The sequence below is a fragment of the Paenibacillus radicibacter genome (genome assembly GCF_024721995.1).
Taxonomy (GTDB): Bacteria; Bacillota; Bacilli; order Paenibacillales; family NBRC-103111; genus Paenibacillus_AM; species Paenibacillus_AM radicibacter.
On the sequence record NZ_JANQBC010000003.1, the window covers coordinates 86,367 to 108,172 of the forward strand.

The 21,806-nt window shown below is 45.3% G+C and carries 25 protein-coding genes; 7 read left to right on the forward strand and 18 right to left on the reverse strand.

The features are described from left to right. Positions 1-7 precede the first annotated feature (7 nt). Genes NV379_RS08135 through NV379_RS08145 form a run of 3 tightly spaced genes read right to left on the reverse strand, consistent with a single transcriptional unit; the run spans position 8 to position 3,212 of the window. Positions 8-736 carry an exonuclease domain-containing protein gene (locus tag NV379_RS08135; protein ID WP_258206809.1) on the reverse strand — a complete coding sequence of 243 codons (729 nt, stop codon included), beginning with the start codon at positions 734-736 and terminating at the stop codon, positions 8-10. Then, complete coding sequence (locus tag NV379_RS08140) at positions 733-1,821, reverse strand: DUF294 nucleotidyltransferase-like domain-containing protein (protein ID WP_258206810.1); 1,089 nt, start codon at positions 1,819-1,821, stop codon at positions 733-735. Before NV379_RS08140 ends, NV379_RS08135 begins: the two co-directional genes overlap by 4 nt. Further along, positions 1,821-3,212: an ammonium transporter gene (locus NV379_RS08145; RefSeq protein WP_373426094.1), complete on the reverse strand. Its 1,392-nt coding sequence runs from the start codon at positions 3,210-3,212 to the stop codon at positions 1,821-1,823. Before NV379_RS08145 ends, NV379_RS08140 begins: the two co-directional genes overlap by 1 nt. Before the next feature lie 260 nt (positions 3,213-3,472). Here NV379_RS08145 and trxB point away from each other — a divergent pair, with 260 nt between their 5' ends. Further along, positions 3,473-4,414 carry a thioredoxin-disulfide reductase gene (trxB, locus tag NV379_RS08150; protein ID WP_258206811.1) on the forward strand — a complete coding sequence of 314 codons (942 nt, stop codon included), beginning with the start codon at positions 3,473-3,475 and terminating at the stop codon, positions 4,412-4,414. A gap of 131 nt (positions 4,415-4,545) precedes the next feature. Here trxB and cls read toward each other — a convergent pair whose 3' ends face one another. Further along, complete coding sequence (gene cls / locus NV379_RS08155) at positions 4,546-6,051, reverse strand: cardiolipin synthase (RefSeq protein WP_258206812.1); 1,506 nt, start codon at positions 6,049-6,051, stop codon at positions 4,546-4,548. Positions 6,052-6,194: 143 nt separating this feature from the next. Between cls and NV379_RS08160 the strand changes: the two genes are divergently transcribed. From NV379_RS08160 to NV379_RS08170, 3 genes are read left to right on the forward strand one after another with little or no spacing between them, the layout of a single operon-like run. Then, positions 6,195-6,785, forward strand: a complete 591-nt coding sequence (locus tag NV379_RS08160) for a TetR/AcrR family transcriptional regulator (protein WP_258206813.1) — start codon at positions 6,195-6,197, stop codon at positions 6,783-6,785. A 33-nt stretch (positions 6,786-6,818) separates the two neighbouring features. Next, positions 6,819-7,181, forward strand: a complete 363-nt coding sequence (locus NV379_RS08165) for a DMT family transporter (protein ID WP_258207174.1) — start codon at positions 6,819-6,821, stop codon at positions 7,179-7,181. Then, positions 7,181-7,495 (forward strand): DMT family transporter, encoded by a 315-nt coding sequence (locus NV379_RS08170; RefSeq protein WP_308860263.1) that lies wholly within the window; start codon positions 7,181-7,183, stop codon positions 7,493-7,495. Before NV379_RS08165 ends, NV379_RS08170 begins: the two co-directional genes overlap by 1 nt. A gap of 86 nt (positions 7,496-7,581) precedes the next feature. Here the strand turns inward: NV379_RS08170 and NV379_RS08175 are convergent, their stop codons facing one another. The 12 genes from NV379_RS08175 to NV379_RS08230 all read right to left on the reverse strand — a co-directional run bounded on the left by NV379_RS08175 (position 7,582) and on the right by NV379_RS08230 (position 18,812). Next, positions 7,582-8,529: a DUF421 domain-containing protein gene (locus tag NV379_RS08175; protein WP_258206814.1), complete on the reverse strand. Its 948-nt coding sequence runs from the start codon at positions 8,527-8,529 to the stop codon at positions 7,582-7,584. A 134-nt stretch (positions 8,530-8,663) separates the two neighbouring features. After that, on the reverse strand, positions 8,664-10,127 hold the full coding sequence (locus NV379_RS08180; RefSeq protein ID WP_258206815.1) for a catalase: 1,464 nt from the start codon (positions 10,125-10,127) through the stop codon (positions 8,664-8,666). Between the two features lie 141 nt (positions 10,128-10,268). Beyond that, the gene (locus NV379_RS08185) at positions 10,269-11,015 is read right to left on the reverse strand and encodes a winged helix-turn-helix transcriptional regulator (protein ID WP_258206816.1); all 747 of its coding nucleotides are present in this window, start codon (positions 11,013-11,015) and stop codon (positions 10,269-10,271) included. Next, complete coding sequence (locus NV379_RS08190) at positions 10,994-11,389, reverse strand: Fur family transcriptional regulator (RefSeq protein ID WP_258206817.1); 396 nt, start codon at positions 11,387-11,389, stop codon at positions 10,994-10,996. The genes NV379_RS08185 and NV379_RS08190 overlap by 22 nt, the downstream gene beginning before the upstream one ends. Positions 11,390-11,524: 135 nt before the next feature. Further along, positions 11,525-11,737: a YezD family protein gene (locus NV379_RS08195; RefSeq protein ID WP_258206818.1), complete on the reverse strand. Its 213-nt coding sequence runs from the start codon at positions 11,735-11,737 to the stop codon at positions 11,525-11,527. Positions 11,738-11,774: 37 nt separating this feature from the next. Beyond that, positions 11,775-12,626 (reverse strand): alpha/beta hydrolase family protein, encoded by an 852-nt coding sequence (locus NV379_RS08200; protein WP_258206819.1) that lies wholly within the window; start codon positions 12,624-12,626, stop codon positions 11,775-11,777. 36 nt (positions 12,627-12,662) lie between these two features. Then, on the reverse strand, positions 12,663-13,724 hold the full coding sequence (locus tag NV379_RS08205) for a sulfate/molybdate ABC transporter ATP-binding protein (RefSeq protein ID WP_258206820.1): 1,062 nt from the start codon (positions 13,722-13,724) through the stop codon (positions 12,663-12,665). Beyond that, positions 13,724-14,608: a sulfate ABC transporter permease subunit CysW gene (gene cysW, locus NV379_RS08210; RefSeq protein WP_258206821.1), complete on the reverse strand. Its 885-nt coding sequence runs from the start codon at positions 14,606-14,608 to the stop codon at positions 13,724-13,726. The genes NV379_RS08205 and cysW overlap by 1 nt, the downstream gene beginning before the upstream one ends. Before the next feature lie 9 nt (positions 14,609-14,617). Next, positions 14,618-15,454, reverse strand: a complete 837-nt coding sequence (gene cysT, locus NV379_RS08215; RefSeq protein WP_258206822.1) for a sulfate ABC transporter permease subunit CysT — start codon at positions 15,452-15,454, stop codon at positions 14,618-14,620. Between the two features lie 226 nt (positions 15,455-15,680). Then, a complete protein-coding gene (locus NV379_RS08220) occupies positions 15,681-16,760 on the reverse strand; it encodes a sulfate ABC transporter substrate-binding protein (RefSeq protein ID WP_258207176.1) in 1,080 nt (359 codons plus the stop codon). 323 nt (positions 16,761-17,083) lie between these two features. Further along, a complete protein-coding gene (locus NV379_RS08225; protein ID WP_258206823.1) occupies positions 17,084-18,361 on the reverse strand; it encodes an MFS transporter in 1,278 nt (425 codons plus the stop codon). A gap of 16 nt (positions 18,362-18,377) precedes the next feature. Continuing rightward, the gene (locus NV379_RS08230; protein WP_258206824.1) at positions 18,378-18,812 is read right to left on the reverse strand and encodes a MarR family winged helix-turn-helix transcriptional regulator; all 435 of its coding nucleotides are present in this window, start codon (positions 18,810-18,812) and stop codon (positions 18,378-18,380) included. A 253-nt stretch (positions 18,813-19,065) separates the two neighbouring features. On the opposite strand from NV379_RS08230, the gene NV379_RS08235 reads away from it, so the two are divergent. Genes NV379_RS08235 through NV379_RS08245 form a run of 3 tightly spaced genes read left to right on the forward strand, consistent with a single transcriptional unit; the run spans position 19,066 to position 20,810 of the window. After that, complete coding sequence (locus NV379_RS08235; RefSeq protein WP_258206825.1) at positions 19,066-19,395, forward strand: PadR family transcriptional regulator; 330 nt, start codon at positions 19,066-19,068, stop codon at positions 19,393-19,395. Continuing rightward, a complete protein-coding gene (locus tag NV379_RS08240; RefSeq protein ID WP_258206826.1) occupies positions 19,388-19,945 on the forward strand; it encodes an HAAS signaling domain-containing protein in 558 nt (185 codons plus the stop codon). Before NV379_RS08235 ends, NV379_RS08240 begins: the two co-directional genes overlap by 8 nt. After that, a complete protein-coding gene (locus tag NV379_RS08245; protein ID WP_258206827.1) occupies positions 19,938-20,810 on the forward strand; it encodes a DUF4097 family beta strand repeat-containing protein in 873 nt (290 codons plus the stop codon). Before NV379_RS08240 ends, NV379_RS08245 begins: the two co-directional genes overlap by 8 nt. A 79-nt stretch (positions 20,811-20,889) precedes the next feature. Here NV379_RS08245 and NV379_RS08250 read toward each other — a convergent pair whose 3' ends face one another. Both NV379_RS08250 and NV379_RS08255 read right to left on the reverse strand, forming a co-directional pair. Further along, positions 20,890-21,228 carry a DsrE family protein gene (locus NV379_RS08250; protein WP_258206828.1) on the reverse strand — a complete coding sequence of 113 codons (339 nt, stop codon included), beginning with the start codon at positions 21,226-21,228 and terminating at the stop codon, positions 20,890-20,892. A 13-nt stretch (positions 21,229-21,241) separates the two neighbouring features. Continuing rightward, positions 21,242-21,688, reverse strand: a complete 447-nt coding sequence (locus NV379_RS08255; protein ID WP_258206829.1) for an SACOL1771 family peroxiredoxin — start codon at positions 21,686-21,688, stop codon at positions 21,242-21,244. Between the last annotated feature and the right edge of the window lie 118 nt (positions 21,689-21,806).

Sequence of the window (21,806 nt, forward strand, 5' to 3'; positions counted from 1 at the left end):
TCCCCCCTCACCTCGCGCAGAAGGTGTACAAGTCACCGAGCGTGTCGATGCGCTTGGTGTAGAGCTCTTGGAGGAGGGACGACCAGAGCTTAGCGGTCATGCGTGAGTCGGCGAGGGCGTTGTGGCGCTCGCTGATCGGGATACCGTAATAGGTAAGCCAGTCGTCGAGTGTGAAGTGATGACGGGAGGGATGTAGCTTGCAGGCGATCCACATGGTGTCGAGCAAGCGGTGATTAAATGCCGCGCGGGATGTTTTCCACAGTGCCATCTTGAGGAACTGTTTGTCATGGCTGCTGCCATGGGCGATGAGTGTACGCTGTTTGACGAATTCGAAGAATTGGGCTAGTGCTTCGATGAGTGTGGGGGCATTTTGCACCATTGGCGTGGTGATGTGAGTGAGTTCTTCAATATGGGATGGGATTACACGATTCGGATTAACTAACGTATGGAACGAATCTACTTCTTGAGCTGATCGTCCAAAAATTCCCACAGCCCCCATCGAGATGATCTCATCGCCTTGCCGAGGATAGAAGCCTGTCGTTTCCAGATCAAAGACAACGGTTTGTAAATCCGTTAGTAACACCCCCATCTCACTCTGCTGTTTCTCCTTGACCAAGGAGCGAACGAACGCCATCTGCTGCGCGCCTGTCGCATTGACGAACGACAGCAGCGCAGGAGATAGACCGCCCATTTTGTACAAATGCCAGAATTGAACTTGTGACTTCTCCGGTTTCATCGCACTCGCATCCTTAAATTCCATGATCGACATTCTTGGTGAACCAAGCGCTGCATGCGTTTGACGACGCGAATACTATTCTTAATCCGCAAGCGAATTTCCTTCGTAATTAATTCCTTCTCAATAATGCCTCCTGATTGAACCATACCTTCGATTTGACCTGCTTCCGAACAGGATCGTAGCGACAATGTATCTGCCAGTCCCCGATAGAACATCTGCATCCCGATCACCGCAAGCACCTGCCGATCCGCAAGCTGCTTCATCCGCTCGATAGTCGAGACTGCCTGCACCCCATGGATCAAGCTCAATAAGCGAATCGCGTTCACGAAGGGAATATATAGTCCGTACTTAATCTCAATACCACCCGCATATTCCCCATATGGAATCGGCACTAAGTTACCAAACACTCCCGTAATAGGACGATGAAACAGTGTATTGGCTAACATCTCCTGAACCAACTCAGGTCGGGTATGCATCAGCTGGCGAAAACTCTCTGCCACATGCTCCACCACATCCGCAGAGCCATATACCATTCTCATATCTGCCATCACGAGTAGGTAACGAATATGCTCCCAAGTCGGCTCTGTCCCCCACTTATAGAGTTGTTCATTCCAGTCACGCACACTCCCACGCCATGCCGTATTGCCACATACAACTCGCCCTGCACACGGAGGGTAGCCAATCTCTTCTAATGCATGCTGCACCGCCTCACCTAGCATTCGAAAGTAATGATGCGCTTGGAATATTTTCTCGATCGGCTGATCTGCATAAATAATGCCATTATCCTGATCACTGACATACGTCTGCTCTCTGCGTCCACCACTACCGAATAGTACGAATGCATACGCGCATGGAGCTACTCTCCCACCACTACTGAGGTCTGACTCCACTAGCTGCACAACCCTTGCAATGAGACAATCCTGTAGGACATTAAAACGCGCATATCGCTCCAAGATGTCTCCTTGACCACTAACCTCTTCCAACATAAAAAGTGATGTAATCGAATCCCGAATCTCTCTTAGCTTCCTCATCGTTACCGCATCTGCAATCTTCTTCTGCAACTTCTCTATGAACGCCGCTTCCATTACTCCACCTTGAGTGCTTCTGTCTTCGGCTCAATAGATGCTGCTTTCATATGTTCGGGATATCCATAACTGCCGTGTTCACTTAAATCCAATCCTACAATCTCTTCTTCTTCTGTAACACGCAGTCCCATTACACGCTTCATCACATAAAGAATCGCGAACGATACGACGAACGCATAACCACCTGCTGTCAGCACGCCATATGCTTGCACCCACAGTTGTTCAAAGCTTCCTGTGTAAAATAATCCACCTTGCCCCACGCCGACTTTTGCAGCAAGCTCCGGAGTTGCGAACAATCCACTGGAGAGTGTTCCCCACACCCCCGCTACCCCATGAGCAGAGATCGCATAGATGGGATCGTCTAGACGCCATTTCTCAAATAACTTCGCCCCGAAGAATACTAACAAGCCCGCTATAAATCCAATCACTACCGCTGCCCATGTTTCTACAAACGCACAAGATGCAGTAATGGCTACTAAGCTGCCTAACGCCCCGTTCAAAATACTCGTAATGTCTGCCTTTCCATTCACGACCCAAGAAATTAAGAGTGCCGACAAAGCTCCTGCACCCGCTGCTAGATGTGTGTTGAGAGCGACAAAGCCGAAGAAACCATCCCCTACCGCAAGCGTACTGCCTGCATTAAATCCGAACCAGCCGATCCATAATATAAAAATTCCGAGTGACGAGAACACTTGGTTATGCCCGTGGATTTCATTCGGCGTCCCATTCTTGTTGTATTTGCCAATCCGAGGCTTAAGCAGAATTGTCGCTGCAAGAGCTGCCATCGCACCTGTTAAATGCACCACCGTTGATCCTGCAAAATCTTGCTTGCCATGCGTACTGAGCCAGCCACCTCCCCAGATCCAGTGGGCAATAACCGGATATACGAGTGCCGTGAACAGAATCGAGAATACCAGATAAGTCGAGAGTTTCGCACGTTCGGCAAACCCACCGAAAGCAACAGATAAGGAAATGGTGGCGAACGCCATTTGAAACATGAAGAAGATAAACGGAGAAAGTGCATTCGGATCACTGCTAACAGGTGAATAGAAGAAGTCTCCCCAACCAACAAATCCATTACCTGATTTACCGAAAATAAGTCCATAACTCACAAGCCAGAATACGATGGAACTTAAACCTACTGTAAAAATCGTCTTCCCTGCGACATGACCTGCATTCTTCATCCGAGTGGAGCCTGTTTCGAGTAATATAAACCCTGCCTGCATGAGCAGCACCAGCACAGCCGAGATCATAACCCATACCCCATCAATTCCTGCGCTTAGCGATGCCACTGTCTTCTCCTCAGCCGCGAGTGCCATGATTGGAAACAATCCGAATAACGAAACAACTGCAAACAGTACTTTTTTACTAAGCCTACCCTTGACTCCCATTTGCTCCACTCCTCTTTTATGTTAGATATTCTAACATGAAATTCTTTATTTTTAGTAATTATATGGAAAACGATATGTAATTTCAAGAACTTTCTGATTTTTTTACAGAAAATATTGCTTAAATGTTAGATAATCTAACACATGTAATCCGATGAATCCAATTGGAATAAAAAGGATTGACTTTCCCATCCTTACATATCATAATTTATATATATAAACGTATATTAAGTGTGAAATCGAACATATGGGAGGTACGATTTATGTATAAATCAATTATTATCGGAACTGGCCCTGCTGGGCTCACAGCTGCCATATACTTGGCTCGCGCGAACATGAACCCTCTCGTTATTGAAGGCCCTGAGCCTGGTGGTCAATTAACGACAACTACAGATGTCGAGAACTTCCCTGGATTTCCTGATGGCATTACGGGTCCTGAACTGATGGCCAATATGCGCAAACAAGCCGAGCGTTTCGGTGCTGAGTTTCGCACAGGTTGGGTTAACCATGTTGATACCTCAAAGCGTCCGTTTACATTGCAAGTAGAGGGACTCGGTGAATTACAAGCTGAGACCTTAATTATTTCAACGGGGGCTTCTGCTAAATATCTGGGTATTCCTAATGAACGGGAGAATGTCGGTATGGGTGTAAGTACATGTGCAACATGCGATGGGTTCTTTTTCCGTAATAAGAAAATTATTGTGGTGGGTGGCGGAGATTCCGCGATGGAAGAAGCTCACTTCTTAACTAAATTTGCTTCCGAAGTTGTGATTGTGAACCGCAGAACAGAGCTTCGCGCTTCGAAAATCATGCAGGATCGCGCACGTTCCAATCCTAAAGTTTCTTGGAGTCTTGGTAAAACTCCACTAGCTGTTGAAGCAAGTGGCATGGGCGTAACTGGACTTAAAGTCCTCAACAACGCTACCGGCGAAGAAGAAGTAATCGATACAAACGGTATATTCGTTGCAATCGGTCATACCCCTAACACCAAGTTCCTCGGCGGTCAGATTGAGACAGATGAGCTCGGCTATATTATCGTGAAACCAGACACGACCGAGACGAACATCCCTGGCATCTTCGCTTGTGGTGACGTTATGGATCATAAATACCGTCAAGCCATCACAGCCGCAGGCAGCGGATGTAAAGCAGCGCTTGAGTGCGAGCGTTTCGTGGAGAGCTATCCGCTAGTTGCAGTGCACGCATAAATAGCGTGAGCAGCATAAGCAGTAAAAAACAAACAGCCGCCATATCCGTATGGCGGCTTTCCTTTTATAAAATTAACAACGGAGTGTGTTCAAAAAGTTGAACGCAGGAGAAACTCTTTTTGAACACACTCCTACAGCATCGGCGACAACAATCTAGCCGCAGACTCCAAGAATCGCTTCGGATAGGATTTCTTCTTCACCCACTCCATCTCAATAATCGAAGACTCGGTAAGATCTTCCTCATAATCGCGAATTAGCGTCTGCACGCTGTCTGTCCCATATAAGAAAGCATTCACTTCAAAGTTCAGATGGTAACTACGCATATCCATATTGGCCGTACCTATCGTTGCCATGTTGTCATCGACAATTAGGATCTTGGAATGCATGAAGCCTTTCTTGTACTCATAAATTTCGACCCCTGCATCCATTAAGGCTGGAAAATAGGAATGTGATGCCCAGAACGGTATCCATCGGTCTGGCTTAGCAGGGAACAACACTTTCACATCGACACCAGAGAGTGCCGCGACTTTCAGAGCTGTCAGCAAATCTTCGTCGGGAATGAAGTACGGAGAAGCAATCCAAATCTTCTTCTTCGCAGATGTAATCATCGCGAACGTTAAGTTCTTGATCGTACGCCACTCATTATCCGGACCACTCGCAATAATTTGCACAGCGCCATCATGAGTCACTCTTTCAAATTCAGGAGCCCAATATTCTGGATTTGGTAATCGCTCTTTCGTCGTATGGAACCAGTCTTGTAGAAAAATAAACTGCAGCATACGCACGGCTTCGCCTTTAAGCAGCATATGCGTATCCCGCCAGAATCCCATCGCTTTGCTGCGGCTCAAGTACTCATCGCCAACATTCAGTCCGCCTGTAAATCCGACTTTACCGTCGATCACGATAATTTTACGGTGATTGCGATAATTGACGGTGCTGGAGAAGAACGGAATTTTCACATCATTAAACGCATAGGTCTCGATTCCAACCTCTCGCATTTGTTGTAGAAAAGCGTCGGGCAACTGATACGAACCAACGGCATCATAGAGGAATCTTACTTCCACGCCAGCCTTTGATTTTTCAATTAAAATTTGCTGAATTTGTTTACCGATGCAATCATCGCGGTAGATGTAATACTCGATGTGAATGTGGTGCTCTGCTTTATGTAACTCTTGAATAATCGAATCGAATGTTTCGTCACCATTGGATAAAATGCGTGTGCACGTATGCTGAGAGATCGGGCTTTTCGCGACATTCTGAGCTAATCGGAAAATAAGCTGTTGATCTTCATTGAAGTCTTTCCATACGTGATCACTACGATGAGCATGGAGATCTAAGAATGCTTTCGCATCCCGCTCTGCTTTACGCCCATATACACGGTTCTTGTAATAATTCTGACCAAACAATACGTAAAAAATAAAGCCAGTAATCGGAAATAAGGCCAAAATCATAATCCAAGCCATCGTGCTCGACGGATGCCGGTTGTCCATAAAGATGACCAGACCAACGAAAATCACCATCAAAGTTGTCACGATACTCGTGTAAAATGCAATTTTATCCGACCAAACACGGTTCAAAATAAACAATAAACCCGTCATGATGATCAACACGATAATCGTTTGAATCGAACGTTTCATGCGATGCTCCTTGATATTTATTCTTTTGTTCAGAAATTTGAAATTTACCTACTCTTCGTATTATATAGCGAAATTGAAGATAATAGCCATTGACGAATTGGATGATGTTTGATATATTTTACCTAACGAACGATAGGTAGGTGATGAAAGTGACTGCAACTCGCATTAAAGAGATCGCACTTAAGCATTTTGCCAAAGATGGATATGAAGGGGCTTCCCTTGCAAATATTGCAGACGAGGTTGGCATTAAGAAACCTTCTATTTATGCACACTTTAAGGGTAAAGAAGATTTATTCTTACACATCATTCGCGACGTGTTCACGGCTGAGTTACAGATCGTGGATCAATATATGACTACTCATCAAGCATCAACGCTACACGATGTTCTCTATGGGTTGCTCGCTTCCGCGAAAGATCGCTATGAGCAAGATGAACAGATGAAGTTCATGCTCCGTATGTCCTTCTTCCCACCACAATCGGTGGCGGAACAAGTCAATACGCAGACTTATATGTATTTAGATGGCATTGAGGAGCGCCTCATCCATCGTATTAGGCTTGCCCTAACACAAGGTGATATTCCACCTATTGATGCGGGTAAAGCAGCTGCAGCTTATTTGTGTATCATCGATGGCACATGGGTTGAGCTTCTATTCGGAGGACCTGAACGATTCACCAAACGACTGGATGCTGCATGGCATATTTATTGGCTTGGTCTCACACACAAACAAGGCTGATCACAGGCACAAGAAAGAAAGGAATGATTCATGATGAATAAGAGCTGGACGCTCGTTTTTCTAGCAGGCACACTCGAAGTTGCATGGGTAACGGGACTTAAACACTCCACCCTATGGTGGCAATGGGGTTTAACTGCAATTGCAATCGCGATCTCATTTGATACGATCATTCGCGCTTCACGCGTACTTCCGCTTGGAACGGTATACGCCGTATTCGCAGGTCTTGGAACCGCTGGAACGGTTCTAGCCGAAATGTTATTGTTCGGTGAACCCGTAAATGGGATTAAAATTACGCTGATTCTCGTCTTACTTGCTGGAGTTATCGGACTGAAGATGATTACAAAAGAAAAAACTTCAACGGAACCCGCTACTGCACAGAAGGGAGGGGATGAATAATGGCATGGCTTGCACTACTCATTGCAGGTTGTTGTGAAGTACTAGGCGTAATCGCCATTAATCGCGTCAACGAAAAGAGGACACTCTCTTCCTATCTCCTGCTTATTGTTGCATTTGGCGTGAGCTTTAGCTTACTCTCCTATGCAATGGATAGCATTTCGATGGGGACTGCTTACGCGGTATGGACGGGAATTGGTACAGTTGGTGGTGCGTTAGTGGGCATGTTCCTATGGGGCGAATCTCGCCAGTGGCAGCGATTCCTCTTCATTGCAATGATTCTATTCTCCGCTGTTGGTCTGAAGCTTATCGCTTAATGAACTTATCTTAACTTTAGCTTTTATACAAAATGAGAGCCGTTCATCCTGTTTATTGGGATGACGGCTTTTTTGACTTCTATGAGTTATTGAAGTTGCACCGGTTTTATCTGGGCAATCATGTCTTCAAGCTGCTGTGAACATTGACCCAGCATGGCTTGGGCTTCAGGCGACTTCGTGGTAAGCCCAAATAGCAGCATCTCGGCTTCGCATTTCTTTAAGGCAGCAAGCAGTGCTGCTTTTTGCGGAGGATCACTGGGTTTCACTAGTGGTGTAGCTTCTGCTGACTTCGTGGACTGTGAAGAACTTCCTTGTGCTTGAATGAGTGGCTTCGCTAATTTGGCCGCTTCAATATTATCGTTATAAGCATCGATATACATCTTGCCATTCGAATGTACTTGTCCAACCAGAATTTCTTCAATTTTCATATCTAATTGTTGTAAATGCTGATTCAGCCATTCCCGCGTAAAACCACTAGCAATCAGTCCCTTGTCCTGTAATTTGCCATCCATAATGATGATTTGCGGCACTTCTTCTGGTTCCACGTATAGACCGATGTCCTTCGGTGTCAAAGGCTGATTCTCTCGCGTTAATAGCACGTTCAGATCACCACTGGGCTCGATTATTGCAAATTCCACATCCGCTAAATGAAATGCGCGCTTCTTGCGCAATTGTGCCATTAACTCATCGACCGTTAGCTTCTCTTTGCGCAAGTTATTTTCAAGTATTTTCCCAGAGCGTATAAGCACAGTACCCGTACTATCTATAAAATCGCGTATTTTTTTACTTTTCATCTGTATAAATTCAATACCGAGGGACACCACAGCCCATAGCAATAAAGCTACCACACCTAAGTACCAATCCGTATCCACATCCAGTGAGATGGACCCTGCCAAGTTACCAATTGTAATCCCTGTTATGTATTCAAAGAGTGACAACTGCGTCACCTGTCTCTTACCTAGTAATTTTGTTAACAAGAACAAGACGACGACTGCTAGAACCGTACGTATACATATCTCTAATACATCTGGCATACACATACCTCCCTCATTTGAGATTATTTGCCCAAATGCCCACAATTATGTGCAGACCTATATATCCATGAAGAAAAGCCTGTTCACGACCAACAATCGTAAACAGGCTTCGTATTTATTTCAACTTGCTATTCTTACTTCCCTGCTGGAATAAACGCGCTAATATCAACACCTAATCCTTGTGCTAAACGCATGCCGTATTCCCGATCAGCACGGAAGAAGTTACAGATCGCAAGCAGCTTTGTCTGTTCATTCACGCTTTGCAGATCGCCTACCAAGTTCGCAATAAGATTGTCACGTTCTTGCTCAGAGAATGTACGGTAACGCTCTCCTGCTTGAGCGAAATCGTTCGTCTTTTCAATCTTCTGGCGTGTAACCGGTCCATTCACGGCAACTTCGGAATCCCTGTATGCAGGAGCTTCTTTCAAGCTGTGTTCATGACGGCTTGGTTCATAGTTAATGGATGATGGATTCTGCTTCGTCTGCATCGCTCCGTCACGTTGGTTGTTGCGTACTGTCGCATACGGGCAGTTAATGGGCAGCTGCATGTAGTTCGTACCTAAGCGGTGACGCTGTGTATCTGGATAAGAGAATAAGCGACCTTGCAAAAGCTTATCTTCCGAAGGCTCAATACCAGGTACAAGTACACTTGGTGAGAATGCAGCCTGCTCGACTTCAGCGAAGAAGTTGATTGGATTGCGATTTAAAGTCATCGTACCCACAAGTTGGTACGGGATCTGAGCTTCCGGCCATTGCTTCGTCGGATCAAGCGGATCGAAGTCGAACTTGTCAAAGTCTTCAGGTGCTAACATCTGCACTTCCAAGTCCCACTCAGGGGAGTTGCCAACCTCAATGTTACGGTATAAATCTTTCGTTGCATGGTTGAAATCTTGTCCCTGTACTTCACGTACTTCGCTCGCAGACAAGTTGCGAACGCCTTGCTTCGGATTCCAGCGGTATTTCACATAAGTCAATTTACCTTCTGCATTAATCCATTTGAATGCATGAACACTGAATCCTTCCATCTGGCGGTAGTTCGCAGGTGTTCCATAGTCCGAGAATACCCATGTGAGCATATGCGTAGATTCCGGTGTCAGCGACATGAAATCCCAGTAGCGATCCGGCGTCTGGATGTTCGTATCTGGCGCTGGTTTAAGGGAGTGTACCATGTCTGGGAATTTCATCGCGTCGCGAATGAAGAACACGGGCAAGTGATTGCCGACAATATCATAGTTCCCCTCTTCCGTATACAACTTCACCGCAAATCCACGCGGATCACGTGCTGTCTCTGGAGATCCTGCTGAATGAATAACCGTTGAGAAGCGAACGAACACTTGTGTTTCCTTCCCTGCCTCTTGTAAAAATGCCGCCTTCGTATGCTCCTGCATACTGCTGTGCGTCACGAACACGCCATGTGCACCTGCACCACGCGCATGTACAACTCGCTCTGGAATACGTTCTCTATCAAAATGTGCGAGCTTCTCGATCAAGTGATAATCTTCTAATAAAGTCGGTCCATTCGGACCTGCTGTACGGGAATTCTGATTGTCGCCAACAGGCGTTCCTTGGTTCGTCGTTAATGTATTAAAATGAATCATTGCGCTGCCACCTTTCGTTCTCTATATTTAGACTTAATCTAAATCTTTTGTATAGAAAAATCATACCATTCGAACGAATGACATTCATGAAGAGTTCATGAAGTCATGATGAAGGTTTCATGAAGGTTTGGCAGCACGCCATTAATCAGCAAGACGATATCCAATTCCTCGAACTGTCGTTATATATTTGGACGCCTTCGGGCTATCGCCAAGCTTCTGGCGCAAGCTTTTCACATGAACATCTACAATATTACTCCCGCCAAAATATTGGCTGCCCCATACAGCATCCATCATGGCTTGACGTGAAAGTGCAGCCCCATCTGCTTCAAGCAATACTTTAAGCAGATCGAATTCAATACGCGTTAGATCGATACGCACTTCTCCGCGACTTACGATCATTTTACGAGAATCAAGCATGAGATCTTTAAACACCACTTGTCCTAAGCTCGCGCTTACTTGGACGTTCGACTGTGCTGGTGATGCAAGACGGTTTTCTACGATGAGTAATTCAACGGCTTCACGCACAGCCTTACGATCAGCTGGCCACTGGATATACCGATGTTGATCAGAATGTTCCACTGGATCAGGTACACGCGATACGAGGTGGATCGTAGGAATATTCCACTCACTACTGTCCATCTCAATTCCTGCATGACTCTGATCCAATACAAGTACATCTATCTTTAACATCGCTAACAAATCATCCTTTATATGGTGAAAGACCATCACGTCGAAGCAGTGCTCCGAAAGAATGCCTACAAGCTCCTGCAAACCCGCTGGATATGGACTAATTAAGACAATCCGGTTTGTCGACTTGCACACTGCTCCTTCTGGGAAGGAAGAAGGAATCCGATTACTTGATGTCATTAATTTTTCATTTGTTGACATGCCAAGCACACTCCTTTAAATACGATATGCTCCTCCTCGATCTTATAGCCTGTATCTGCTGCAACTTGCCTCACCCAGTCTTCTGGTACATGCGCAAACACCTCATCTACCTTACCGCATACCCGACAAATGATATGCTGGTGATCGTCCATATGTCCGTCGTACCTACTTGCATCTCCTTCAAGCTTGAGCTCACGCACCATACCCGCCTCTGTTAAATAGCGTAAGGAATTGTAAACCGTCGCATAAGCAAAATTGTGCCCTCCCACACGCAGACGCTCAATAATATCTGCTGCAGTCGGATGGTCGTCGGCTTTGGTTACAATTTCATAGATCGCTTTACGCTGCGGTGTGAGTATTCCTTTTCGAGTCATGTTATGGCCTCCATCATATTGATTTAGACTTAGTATAAATCTAAATGTGTGAACGCGCAACAGCCTCTTTGCAAACCCGCAAAAGGAATGCTCAGAGGCTGTTGATTAGGCGTTGACAACACATATCTTCGATCATCATTTATGTGATTTTTGGCGTTCGATTTCTGCCTTCACTTCAATAGCTTGCACTTTATTAGCGCCATTCTCATACCGATTACGCTGTGTACGCTCAATTTGTACGATTCGTCCATCGTGAACAATAATTTGTACCGCTCCATACTCGAGACCATTTAAGCTTTCCACAATACGTGATTTCCATACCTCATCAATTTCAAGCGCTCTTCCCATTACATTCCCTCCAATTCACGTAATTGAGTCTTGCCAGTTAGATCGCCCAGTCCTGCCAATCATTCTTGCGCTTATCAATATATTTCAGCCATTCTGCCGTCTTCTTGATGACCTGCTCATAGCTTTCTTTGGATGAAAATGTATGATTTCCTTGTAAAATAACTTCTTTATCGCACTGCCCATCTCCGCGCAGCCAGAACACACGCTGATACAAAAAGCAGTAATCCACGGGTATAACATCATCGGCTGTGCCGTGCAGTAACAGAACATCGCCTTTGAACTGCCCAATCTGCTGTAAGAATGGCTGGTATTTCCCTAGCGATTCGAAAAAGCTCGTGTGCAGATCATAACCCAGATAATCGGCTTTCCCTTTACGAATCGCTTCTTCATATACGGGTTTACCAACAATATTCACGATGTTATTCAGCGGATGGGCAACAGCAGCCCACATCACAACGGTCTTTACGCGCGTATCTTCCACCGCCGTTAGGATCGCTGTCGCACCGCCAAGGCTGTGCCCAATCAGGATGACACGCTCAGGATCGACACCCTCAAGAGACAGACCATAATCGAGCACCTTCCTCGTCTGTTCAATAAAGGCATCTAGTCCTCCCTTGCCATATTCCCCGGTACTCTCTCCGCAGCCGCCATAGTCAAAGCGAATGACCATGAACCCTTGCGAACTTAACTCCCTTGCTGTTTTGACAAATAATCGATCTGTACCCATTTTGTTACCAACAAATCCATGGCAAATAATAATGAGCGGGAAAAGTTCCGTATTTTCATCTGAGTCGCTCTCCCTATTTGCCTCTTTCCCTGTCCACTGAGGTTCATGTACAACGGCAGCGAGCTCAGCCTGATCGGATTGAATAGATAATGTATACTCCACAACCGCTTCCTCCTTTAATGTTCTTCTGTCTTTTATCTAGATATAAACAGGCAATGGGTCCGTCTTCTGCTTGTTGACGAGTAACGTGGTCTTCTCATGATCAAACACGTACAAGCGATCGATGCATACATGCACTTGATCCCCTGGAAATAGAGGAACTTGATCAAGCCCACGGTACGCATACAACTGATACTGCCCTACCTGTACTTCCACCTGCCAATTCGAGCCTCGGAAATACACATGTTTCACGATACCCAACTCAGCTGCTGATGGGACTGACAGCTCATTCTTCCCACCTATTTCAACGAATTCCGGACGAATAATCGCCTTAGCATCATGCCACTCAGGATAATCGAATCCCCGGAGTCCTGTGAATCTATCAAGTGGGCTCGACTCTCCAACGAATCCTGCGACGAATGGAGTCTGTGGATGCTGGTAGATCGCAATCGGGGAACCCTTCTGTTCCAATCGGCCTTCATGAATAATCATGATCTCATCGGCAACTTCCACCGCTTCTTCCTGATCATGCGTAACGAAAATCGTCGTGATCTTCACACGATCGATCATCTCTCGAAGCCATGACCGAAGCTCTCTCCTTACTTTCGCATCAATCGCTGCGAACGGTTCATCGAGCAGCAGCAGCTGTGGCTGTGGAGCCAATGCTCGAGCGAAAGCGACCCGCTGCCGTTGACCGCCAGACAACTGATGCGGCAGTCGATTCTCTAAACCTGACAACCCTGTCAGTTCGATTAGTTCTCTAACGCGATTGTGAATATCCGCTTTTCGTTGCTTCTGGATCGTTAGACCAAAGGCGATGTTATCGAACACGGTCATGTGCTTGAACAGTGCATAGTTTTGAAAAACAAAACCGATCTCACGCTTCTGTGGCGGCAGTCCATTAACATGCACTCCGTTAAACAGAATATCGCCTGAATCAGGTTCCTCCAGCCCTGCGAGCATTCGAAGGATGGTCGTCTTGCCTCCGCCACTCGGCCCTAGTAAACCGATGAGCTTTCCTTTTTCAATATCAAAACTAATCTGCCTTGCAGCTTCATAATCACCGAATGACTTCTGCAGCTGATTGACCGTAATGTGCATTACACCCCACCGCCTTTCTTGTGATCTTGTGCAAATTTCCACTCTAGAATGGCTTTGACAACCAATGTAACAATGGCAAGCAATACGAGTAAGGAAGCAACCGCGAACGACGCCGAGAATTTGTATTCGTTATACAAAATCTGTACATGCAGCGGAATCGTGTTCGTCTCCCCGCGAATATGACCAGATACTACAGATACTGCACCGAACTCACCCATTGCTCTTGCATTACAGAGGATCATCCCGTAGATGAGCCCCCACTTCATATTCGGAAGCGTGATGCGCCAGAAGATCGTCCATCCTTTGGCACCGAGTGTCGTTGCTGCCTCTTCTTCCCCTGTACCTTGAGCCTGCATCAGTGGGATAAGTTCCCTCGCAACGAATGGGAAGGTGACGAACAACGTCGCAAGGACAATTCCTGGTATGGCGAAAATAATCTTGATATCATGCTCCGCTAAGAAACTTCCGAAGAAGCCTTGCGCACCGAATAAGAGAACGAACACTAACCCCGCTATAACAGGTGATACAGCAAAAGGCAGATCAATCAGCGTTAACAAAAGCTGCTTGCCTCTAAACCGGAATTTCGTAACTGCCCACGCGGCTGCAAGCCCGAAGATCACATTCAAGGGTACGACAATCGCTGCTGTAATAAGTGTTAATCGAATCGCTGCTAGTGCATCTGAATCGAGCAAGGATGCGAAGTACACTTCAGCTCCTTTTTTGAAAGCTTGGGTGAAGATGGTTACGAGCGGAAGAATCAGCAATAAGACTAGGAAAAATAATGCTACTGCAATAAGCAGCCACTTGATCCCCTTCGATTCTGATAAATGTGCCGGTCGCTGCTGCGTCGGAGCACCCAGGTTCGCTGTAGGTAATTGAGCCATGGAATCCTCCTATTCCGCGAGCAGACGACGACTACTCCGCCACTGCAGCATGTTGATAATAAGCAATAAAATGAACGACAGTAGCAGCATCACAAGTGCAATCGCAGTTGCGCCTGCATAATCGAATTGCTCAAGTTTCGTCATAATGAGAAGCGGCGTAATCTCGGTCTTCATCGGCATGTTGCCAGATATAAAGACGACGGAACCATACTCCCCAACCCCGCGGGCAAACGCAATGGCAAACCCGGTAAGAAGCGCAGGAAATACTTCAGGAAATATGACTCTTCGGAAAATCAACCACCGTCTCGCCCCAAGGCTTACAGCAGCCTCTTCAATATCTTTATCCAGCTCCTGTAGAACAGGCTGAACCGTACGTACAACGAAAGGAATCCCAATAAACACAAGTGCAATCACGATCCCAAGCGGGGAATAGGCGGTCTTGATGCCGAGTGGTTCGAGCATCGAGCCAATCCATCCATTCGGCGCATAAATCGCTGTTAATGCGATACCCGCCACTGCGGTTGGTAGTGCGAAGGGCAAATCTACTAAGGCATCAATGATGCGCTTGCCCGGAAAATCATAGCGGACAAGCACCCATGCGACGATAAAGCCGAATACGGCATTCACAATCGCTGCTAGAAATGAAGCTCCAAAGCTAAGGTTGTAAGACGCGATGACGCGTGGATCAAGCACGGTATCCCAGAATTGCCCCCAGCTAAGCTGGGTGCTTTTCAGCAAGATAGCGGTTAAAGGTATAAGCACAATCAGTCCCAAATACACAATCGTGTAGCCCATCGATAAACCGAAACCAGGTAGGATGCTGCGCTGTTTCAAACGTTTGGTCACAAACACACACTCCTTTTTTTGTGGCGTCGCCAAGAGTTGCACCACTACAGAGAAAAATAGTACTTCCGGTCGCTGTCTCAATCGTGAATTTGAATTTATTTAATGGTATTTTCACGATTTCAAAGGCGAACTCACAACTTTTCCATAGGAAAAGTACTTCGTAAGCATTATCTTCGCTCCTCCAGTACTACTTTTCTCTTTCGTTCACGCTTGGAGACTTCAATCATCACTTACCTGGTTTGTAGATTTGGTCGAAGACACCGCCATCGCTGAAATGGGTCTTCTGAGTCTTAGCCCAGCCGCCAAATTCGGGGTCATCGATTTTGAACAGTGGAATCGATGGGAATTGGCTTTCGAATTTCTTCGCTACTGAATCTAATCGTGGACGATAGTAATTCTTAGCTGCAATCGTCTGTCCTTCTTCGGTGTAAAGGTATTCGAGATAAGCTTGCGCAACTTCACGCGTGCCCTTCTTATCCACAACTTTATCGACAATCGCAACTGGAGGCTCTGCAAGTACGCTTACGGACGGTACGACAATCTCGAATTTATCCTTACCGAACTCGTTGATGGAGAGGAACGCTTCGTTCTCCCAAGCAAGGAGTACATCGCCAATGCCACGTTCTACGAATGTCGTAGTGGAATCACGTGCACCGGAGTCGAGCACAGGAACGTTCTTAAATAGTTGGGTGACGAATTGTTTCGCTTTCTCTGGGTCATTGTTATTCTTCTTGAGTGCGTAACCCCAAGCGGCAACGTAGTTCCAACGCGCTCCGCCTGATGTCTTCGGGTTCGGTGTAATGACAGAAGTGCCTGGCTTAATCAGATCGTCCCAGTCCTTGATCCCTTTGGGATTGCCTTTGCGAACCAGGAACACAATCGTAGATGTGTATGGTGTGCTATTATCTTTAAACTCCTTCTGCCAACCTTCTTGAATAAGCCCTGCCGCCTGCACTTGATCCACATCATAACCAAGAGCGAGCGTCACAACATCTGCTTGTAAACCATCTACAACCGAACGTGCTTGCTTACCCGATCCACCATGGGATTGCTTGACCGTTAAGGTCTGACCTGTTTTATCTTTCCAATATTTAATGAACGCTTTATTAAAATTGTCGTATAGTTCGCGAGTCGGATCATACGATACGTTGAGCAGTTCAATAGCAGCTTTCGCTTGCGGTTTATCTGTTGGCTGCGCCCCTTTTGAAGGATCTGGCGTGCTCGTTGATTGTCCTGAACTTTGTGTAGACCCTCCGCAAGCTGCTAAGCCAAGTACAAGTGCTGACGTAACTGTAAAGATGGACATCTTCCTAAATAAACTTCCTACACCACCGAATTTCGCCACAATAACCTACCCCTTTTCATAACTTAAATAAATGAAATAACTTCTCTATGGGGCTCGCCTACTGCAAGCGCGAATCCACATCACAATCCGACTGTGACGGGTCTCCGGTGGTCCGGTGGACAATCAATTTAACTATTCCGATAAGATTACTATGATTAATGACAGTATAGTACCATTAATAGGTAAAAAGTGTCAATTGCTATTTTATAGAAAAACAAAAAAAGCTGGAAATCGCCTACGATAGGCATTCCAACTTCAGGCTACATGATTATGGAACAAGCTTCTTAATCCGCAATATCTTCGACGTTACGGATACCGCGTAAGTTACCGATATGACCCGAACGATTCCTTGTACTCGCAAGCTGTGGACGAGCCTTTCTCTCCAACATCAGAACGACCAAATAAACAACGATGAATACAACCATCATAAAGGCAGAGATTCGGTACATCATCGCATAGCTTGTACTAGTCGCAATTGTACCTAAACATAAGGAACCCATCGCAATCCCCAAATCCAATGAATTATAGAAAGCACCATTCGCCGTACCTCGAAGTTCCGGCTCTACACGCTGAATCATCCACGCTTGTAAAGACGGCTGCAGCAGTCCAGAACCCATTCCATAGATAAGTGCAGCAACGATTAGTCCACTAGTTGAAGATATGAAAGATAACAGGATCATAGCGGTGAAAATCAATGCCGCACCAAGTGGCAGTACCGCAATATGTCCCTTACGATCAAATAACTTTCCCGAGAACGGACGAACCAAGATGATGGTTACCGCATTAAACAAGAAGAACCAACCCACATTGGCAATACTCACTTCTTTACCGAACAACGTAATAAACGTAATTAATCCACCGTATGTCACGGTGAAGAACATATTAAGTACGAATGGCAATAGCAAACGCTTGTCCATCATCTTCGGCTTAGGCACGTTATGAGGCATTGATGCAGGCTCACCTTCTGCTTGAAGCGGACCTGATGGGAATCGAATCACCGCGAACAATGGGAAAATAAGCAGAATGAGCAGTGTAGCTACTTCAATAACCGTATGGAATCCGAATTGTCCGAGCAACCACAAACCGATCATGGGTGCAATAGACATGGAGAAGCTTGTCGATAAGCCAAAATAACCGATGCCTTCACCCATACGCTTATTCGGCACAATATCCGATACAACCGTTCCATAAGCTGTACTGACAATACCAAAGCTGATCCCATACAGAACTCGAATAACGAGAATCATCGCAACCGATCCTGCAAAGTAGTAGAAGATCGTCGATAGCAGATAAACAATAAGTCCAATAATCAGAACACGCTTCGGCGACATTATGCTAAGCGCTTTGCCGACGAACAATCGCGTCAAAATCGCAGCAAACGCAAACACACTAATGATCAAGCTGATCCAGACACTACTGACGTCAAAGGCTGAAGCCACATAAGCAGGCAGCGACGGCGTAATCATTTGTAAATTCAGATAAAGAAGCATATTGGAAATGGTGAACAAAATAAATTCGCGCGTCCACAATCGGGACGCGCTTCCAGTAGGTGACTGATCCATATGTCTAACACTCCTATTAGTTGGTTTCTTTTTCTATATTCCCATTAATAAGGGCTAACCACTGCCCGAATTGCTTAACCTCATCTTCTTTCATTCCTTGAAATGCGGAGTCCATCACGCGATGTTCCACATCATGCAGACTTGCTTCAACAGCTCGTCCCTCATCTGTAATTCCAATCAGATACGATCTGCGATCAGCCTTATTCGGCTTACGAACGATAAATCCCTTGCGATCCAAACAGTCTAAGATCCGAGTAACCGTAGGTTGATCTTTGTGCAGACGACTCGATAAATCTTTCTGCGTAATGTCTTCCTCTTCAATTAAGCAGCAGAGCACACTCCATTGTTCGGGTGTTACATCACTTGACTTAAACTTACCTGAGAGTAGATTGTACAGCTTTCGATGGGTTCGCCCCAACTGAAATCCAAGAGAATGATCCACTGGATTCATGTAACATAACACGCCCCTTAATTAGTTGCTATGACAATTATATACCTATCAATTAATTGTGTAAAGATAGATGTACTACTATCTTACAACTAACAGAAATTTTCCGCTAAAATTTATGATTCAGTACCTTGCATTGTTCAGTACATAGTGATATAGTAATCTTCATCAGGTACCTAACATTAATTAGTACTGAATAAAACATACTAACTTACAACATAGGAATATACACACTCGACTAAGGGAGGTTATGCACGTGGAAATTAATGTTCAGTTCAAGAAGGGCGTCTTGGAGTTATGTGTTCTTGTCCTTATTAATAAAAAAGACCAGTACGGATTCGAATTAGCACAGCAAATGTCTCACCACATTCAAGTGGCTGAAGGCGCACTTTACCCCCTGCTACGTCGACTTGTGAATGACGGATTATGCACGACCTACTTACAGGAATCGTCAGAGGGTCCACCTCGGAAGTATTACCGTCTAACCGATCAAGGCGTCATCTACATGAACACGATGATCGCTGAGTGGAAATTTTTCGCAAACAATGTGTCTAACTTATTGAGAGAAGGTGGATTCGATGAATAAATCCATGTTTATGGCAATCCTACAACATCATTTATACGCGCTACCCGCTTACGAACGTCATGAGCTGTTAGCTGAATACGATATGCACTTCCAACATGGAATGAGAAATGGCCAGACAGAAGATGAAATTGCTTATGAACTCGGCGATCCAATTGAACTGGCGCGTGAAGCACTTGGTGAGAAATATATCAATCCCGATCTGCTCCCACGTGAAACTGCTAGCACCAGTCGTACCATCTTTGCCTTAATTGGGCAGTTCTTTCTCAACATCTCCCTTACACCTGTGCTTCTTTCACTTTGGGCAGCCTGTCTATCCCTAGTTGTTGCCGCTGCATCACTAACGCTCGCACCAGTACTCGTCACATTCGAGTTCATGTTCAATGACTATTTCTCAGTCGGTAAGATCTTCTTATCCATAGCATGTTTAGGGCTTGGTCTTATTGCGATCCTATACGCAGTTAAGCTTTTACGTGCGTGGACACTCGTGCTAGCTCGTTATTTCAAATGGATTGGTCGAACACTTAAGGGGGAGAGAAATAGATATGAATAAGAAAATTATTGGATTTGGTCTAATCTTAATCGCCATCGGCTTAATCGGGGCAATCGCATTTCGTGGTGATCTACTGAACGGTGGCGGCAACCCGGAGAATAGCAAGATCGCTTTTGATAAAAAGTGGGATTTCTCAGCTAATCAGTTAAAAGACATCAAGCTTCAAGGTAATTCTGAAGACTTCGACGTTACATTTGTTGTGAGTAAGAACGGTTCCAACTCCATTGAAATGGACGGCGATACCTACCAAGAAAATATTGATCTGATTCAATCAACTGGTATTCGTGATGGAGAATTCAACATTAATCTCACGAACAAAAAACCGAATATTCAATTCTTCACCATTGGTAATTTTAAAAATAATAAAATCAACGTAACCGTTACTATGGCAGATCTTAATCAGCTTGAAGAAATCGATATTGAAACTTCTTCTGGATCGATTAAAGGTAAGAATCTAATTGCACGCGACATTGATGTAAAGAGTTCATCTGGCGATATTCGTCTAGATGGTGTTCGCGGTCAAGAGATTGAATTTAAAGCAACTTCAGGAAACATCATTGCTTCTAAAGTCGAAGGTGTCCTCTCTGCGGAAGGTTCATCTGGTAATATCGAAATCGATGGCGTAACACATGATGCGAAAATCAAGAATTCTTCAGGTAATGTGACACTGGAGCAGAAGAAGTCAGCGAATGCGGATATCAAATTATCTTCAGGCGATGCCAAAGTAATCATTCCGAAAGATTTCGCAGGTTCATTTGACCTCAAAACCTCTTCAGGTGACACGAGCTATCCGAACACGAGCAACTCTTCCCCTGAAGTCATCAAAGTACAGGCATCTTCAGGTAATATTACGATCAAACAATAAGGGTTCTTGTATACAAATAAAGCAGTCGTATATGCCTTCTTCTAACGAGGCATTACGGCTGCTTTTTGTGTAGCGGACACTACGATAACGTCAACACCTCATACTCACTTGCTAATTGGATAAAATCCGCCATACTGCCGATCTGACCGACTGTTAGCGATTCACTCAGTTCATAATAATCCACGCAAGTTTTACATGCAATGACGCGAACACCTTGCTGCTCAAGCTCCTTCAGATGAACCGAAGCGAACGATGCATCCGTTAATGCCTTCACCCCACTATTCATGCAAAATACCGCATATGGCAGTGATTCGCGCTGCTTAAGTAATGTGAAGAACGTTTCAAGAATCGTCTCGCCAAGCTCCTCGGAACCTTTTCCAAGTGTATGAGATGCAAGTAAAATTACTTTCTGTTTCATCGTCTATCTCTCCTTAACTTCTAATAATAGTCGGCTCAACTCGCATCTGCACATTGCCATGCAAGGCCTGTGAAATCATACAGCTTCGCTCTGCTCGCTCGACTAATGTTGTGATGTATGTAATCTGCTCATCCGTTGTATCGCTTGGTAATTTAATAGACGGACGATGAATGATCGCCTTAAACTTCGGCACGCCCCGCTCCACTTCAACAATACCTTCTGAAGCAAGTGTGAACGATGCAATGTCTAACTTTCGTGTTTGAAAAAGCGCCGCTAGTGTAATCATATAACAGGTACTAGCTGCACCAAGCAGCATCTCATCGGGGTTCGTACCTATGCCGGGTCCTTGCATCTCTGATGGAATCGAGACTTGTTTCACCAGCTCACCTGTCGCAATATGCCCTTGCCCGAATCGGTCACCCTGCCAACTGCCTTGTAAGTGAAAATGAATCGTCTCCATACATGCATCCCCCATTCTCTATTAATTAAGTATACCAAAGTCACGATGGTCCACCAATGTATATGCAAGAAATACGCCAGATTATGCGGTTTGTACTTGCTACAAAATAAATGTTCGA

Excerpts from the sequence above, each read along its gene's own strand:
- NV379_RS08135 (WP_258206809.1), bottom strand. The coding sequence starts at position 736 with ATGAAACCGGAGAAGTCACAAGTTCAATTCTGGCATTTGTACAAAATG.
- NV379_RS08140 (WP_258206810.1), bottom strand. The coding sequence starts at position 1,821 with ATGGAAGCGGCGTTCATAGAGAAGTTGCAGAAGAAGATTGCAGATGCG.
- NV379_RS08145 (WP_373426094.1), bottom strand. The coding sequence starts at position 3,212 with ATGGGAGTCAAGGGTAGGCTTAGTAAAAAAGTACTGTTTGCAGTTGTT.
- trxB (WP_258206811.1), top strand. The coding sequence starts at position 3,473 with ATGTATAAATCAATTATTATCGGAACTGGCCCTGCTGGGCTCACAGCT.
- cls (WP_258206812.1), bottom strand. The coding sequence starts at position 6,051 with ATGAAACGTTCGATTCAAACGATTATCGTGTTGATCATCATGACGGGT.
- NV379_RS08160 (WP_258206813.1), top strand. The coding sequence starts at position 6,195 with ATGAAAGTGACTGCAACTCGCATTAAAGAGATCGCACTTAAGCATTTT.
- NV379_RS08165 (WP_258207174.1), top strand. The coding sequence starts at position 6,819 with ATGAATAAGAGCTGGACGCTCGTTTTTCTAGCAGGCACACTCGAAGTT.
- NV379_RS08170 (WP_308860263.1), top strand. The coding sequence starts at position 7,181 with ATGGCATGGCTTGCACTACTCATTGCAGGTTGTTGTGAAGTACTAGGC.
- NV379_RS08175 (WP_258206814.1), bottom strand. The coding sequence starts at position 8,529 with ATGCCAGATGTATTAGAGATATGTATACGTACGGTTCTAGCAGTCGTC.
- NV379_RS08180 (WP_258206815.1), bottom strand. The coding sequence starts at position 10,127 with ATGATTCATTTTAATACATTAACGACGAACCAAGGAACGCCTGTTGGC.
- NV379_RS08185 (WP_258206816.1), bottom strand. The coding sequence starts at position 11,015 with ATGTCAACAAATGAAAAATTAATGACATCAAGTAATCGGATTCCTTCT.
- NV379_RS08190 (WP_258206817.1), bottom strand. The coding sequence starts at position 11,389 with ATGACTCGAAAAGGAATACTCACACCGCAGCGTAAAGCGATCTATGAA.
- NV379_RS08195 (WP_258206818.1), bottom strand. The coding sequence starts at position 11,737 with ATGGGAAGAGCGCTTGAAATTGATGAGGTATGGAAATCACGTATTGTG.
- NV379_RS08205 (WP_258206820.1), bottom strand. The coding sequence starts at position 13,724 with ATGCACATTACGGTCAATCAGCTGCAGAAGTCATTCGGTGATTATGAA.
- cysW (WP_258206821.1), bottom strand. The coding sequence starts at position 14,608 with ATGGCTCAATTACCTACAGCGAACCTGGGTGCTCCGACGCAGCAGCGA.
- NV379_RS08220 (WP_258207176.1), bottom strand. The coding sequence starts at position 16,760 with ATGTCCATCTTTACAGTTACGTCAGCACTTGTACTTGGCTTAGCAGCT.
- NV379_RS08225 (WP_258206823.1), bottom strand. The coding sequence starts at position 18,361 with ATGGATCAGTCACCTACTGGAAGCGCGTCCCGATTGTGGACGCGCGAA.
- NV379_RS08230 (WP_258206824.1), bottom strand. The coding sequence starts at position 18,812 with ATGAATCCAGTGGATCATTCTCTTGGATTTCAGTTGGGGCGAACCCAT.
- NV379_RS08240 (WP_258206826.1), top strand. The coding sequence starts at position 19,388 with ATGAATAAATCCATGTTTATGGCAATCCTACAACATCATTTATACGCG.
- NV379_RS08245 (WP_258206827.1), top strand. The coding sequence starts at position 19,938 with ATGAATAAGAAAATTATTGGATTTGGTCTAATCTTAATCGCCATCGGC.
- NV379_RS08250 (WP_258206828.1), bottom strand. The coding sequence starts at position 21,228 with ATGAAACAGAAAGTAATTTTACTTGCATCTCATACACTTGGAAAAGGT.
- NV379_RS08255 (WP_258206829.1), bottom strand. The coding sequence starts at position 21,688 with ATGGAGACGATTCATTTTCACTTACAAGGCAGTTGGCAGGGTGACCGA.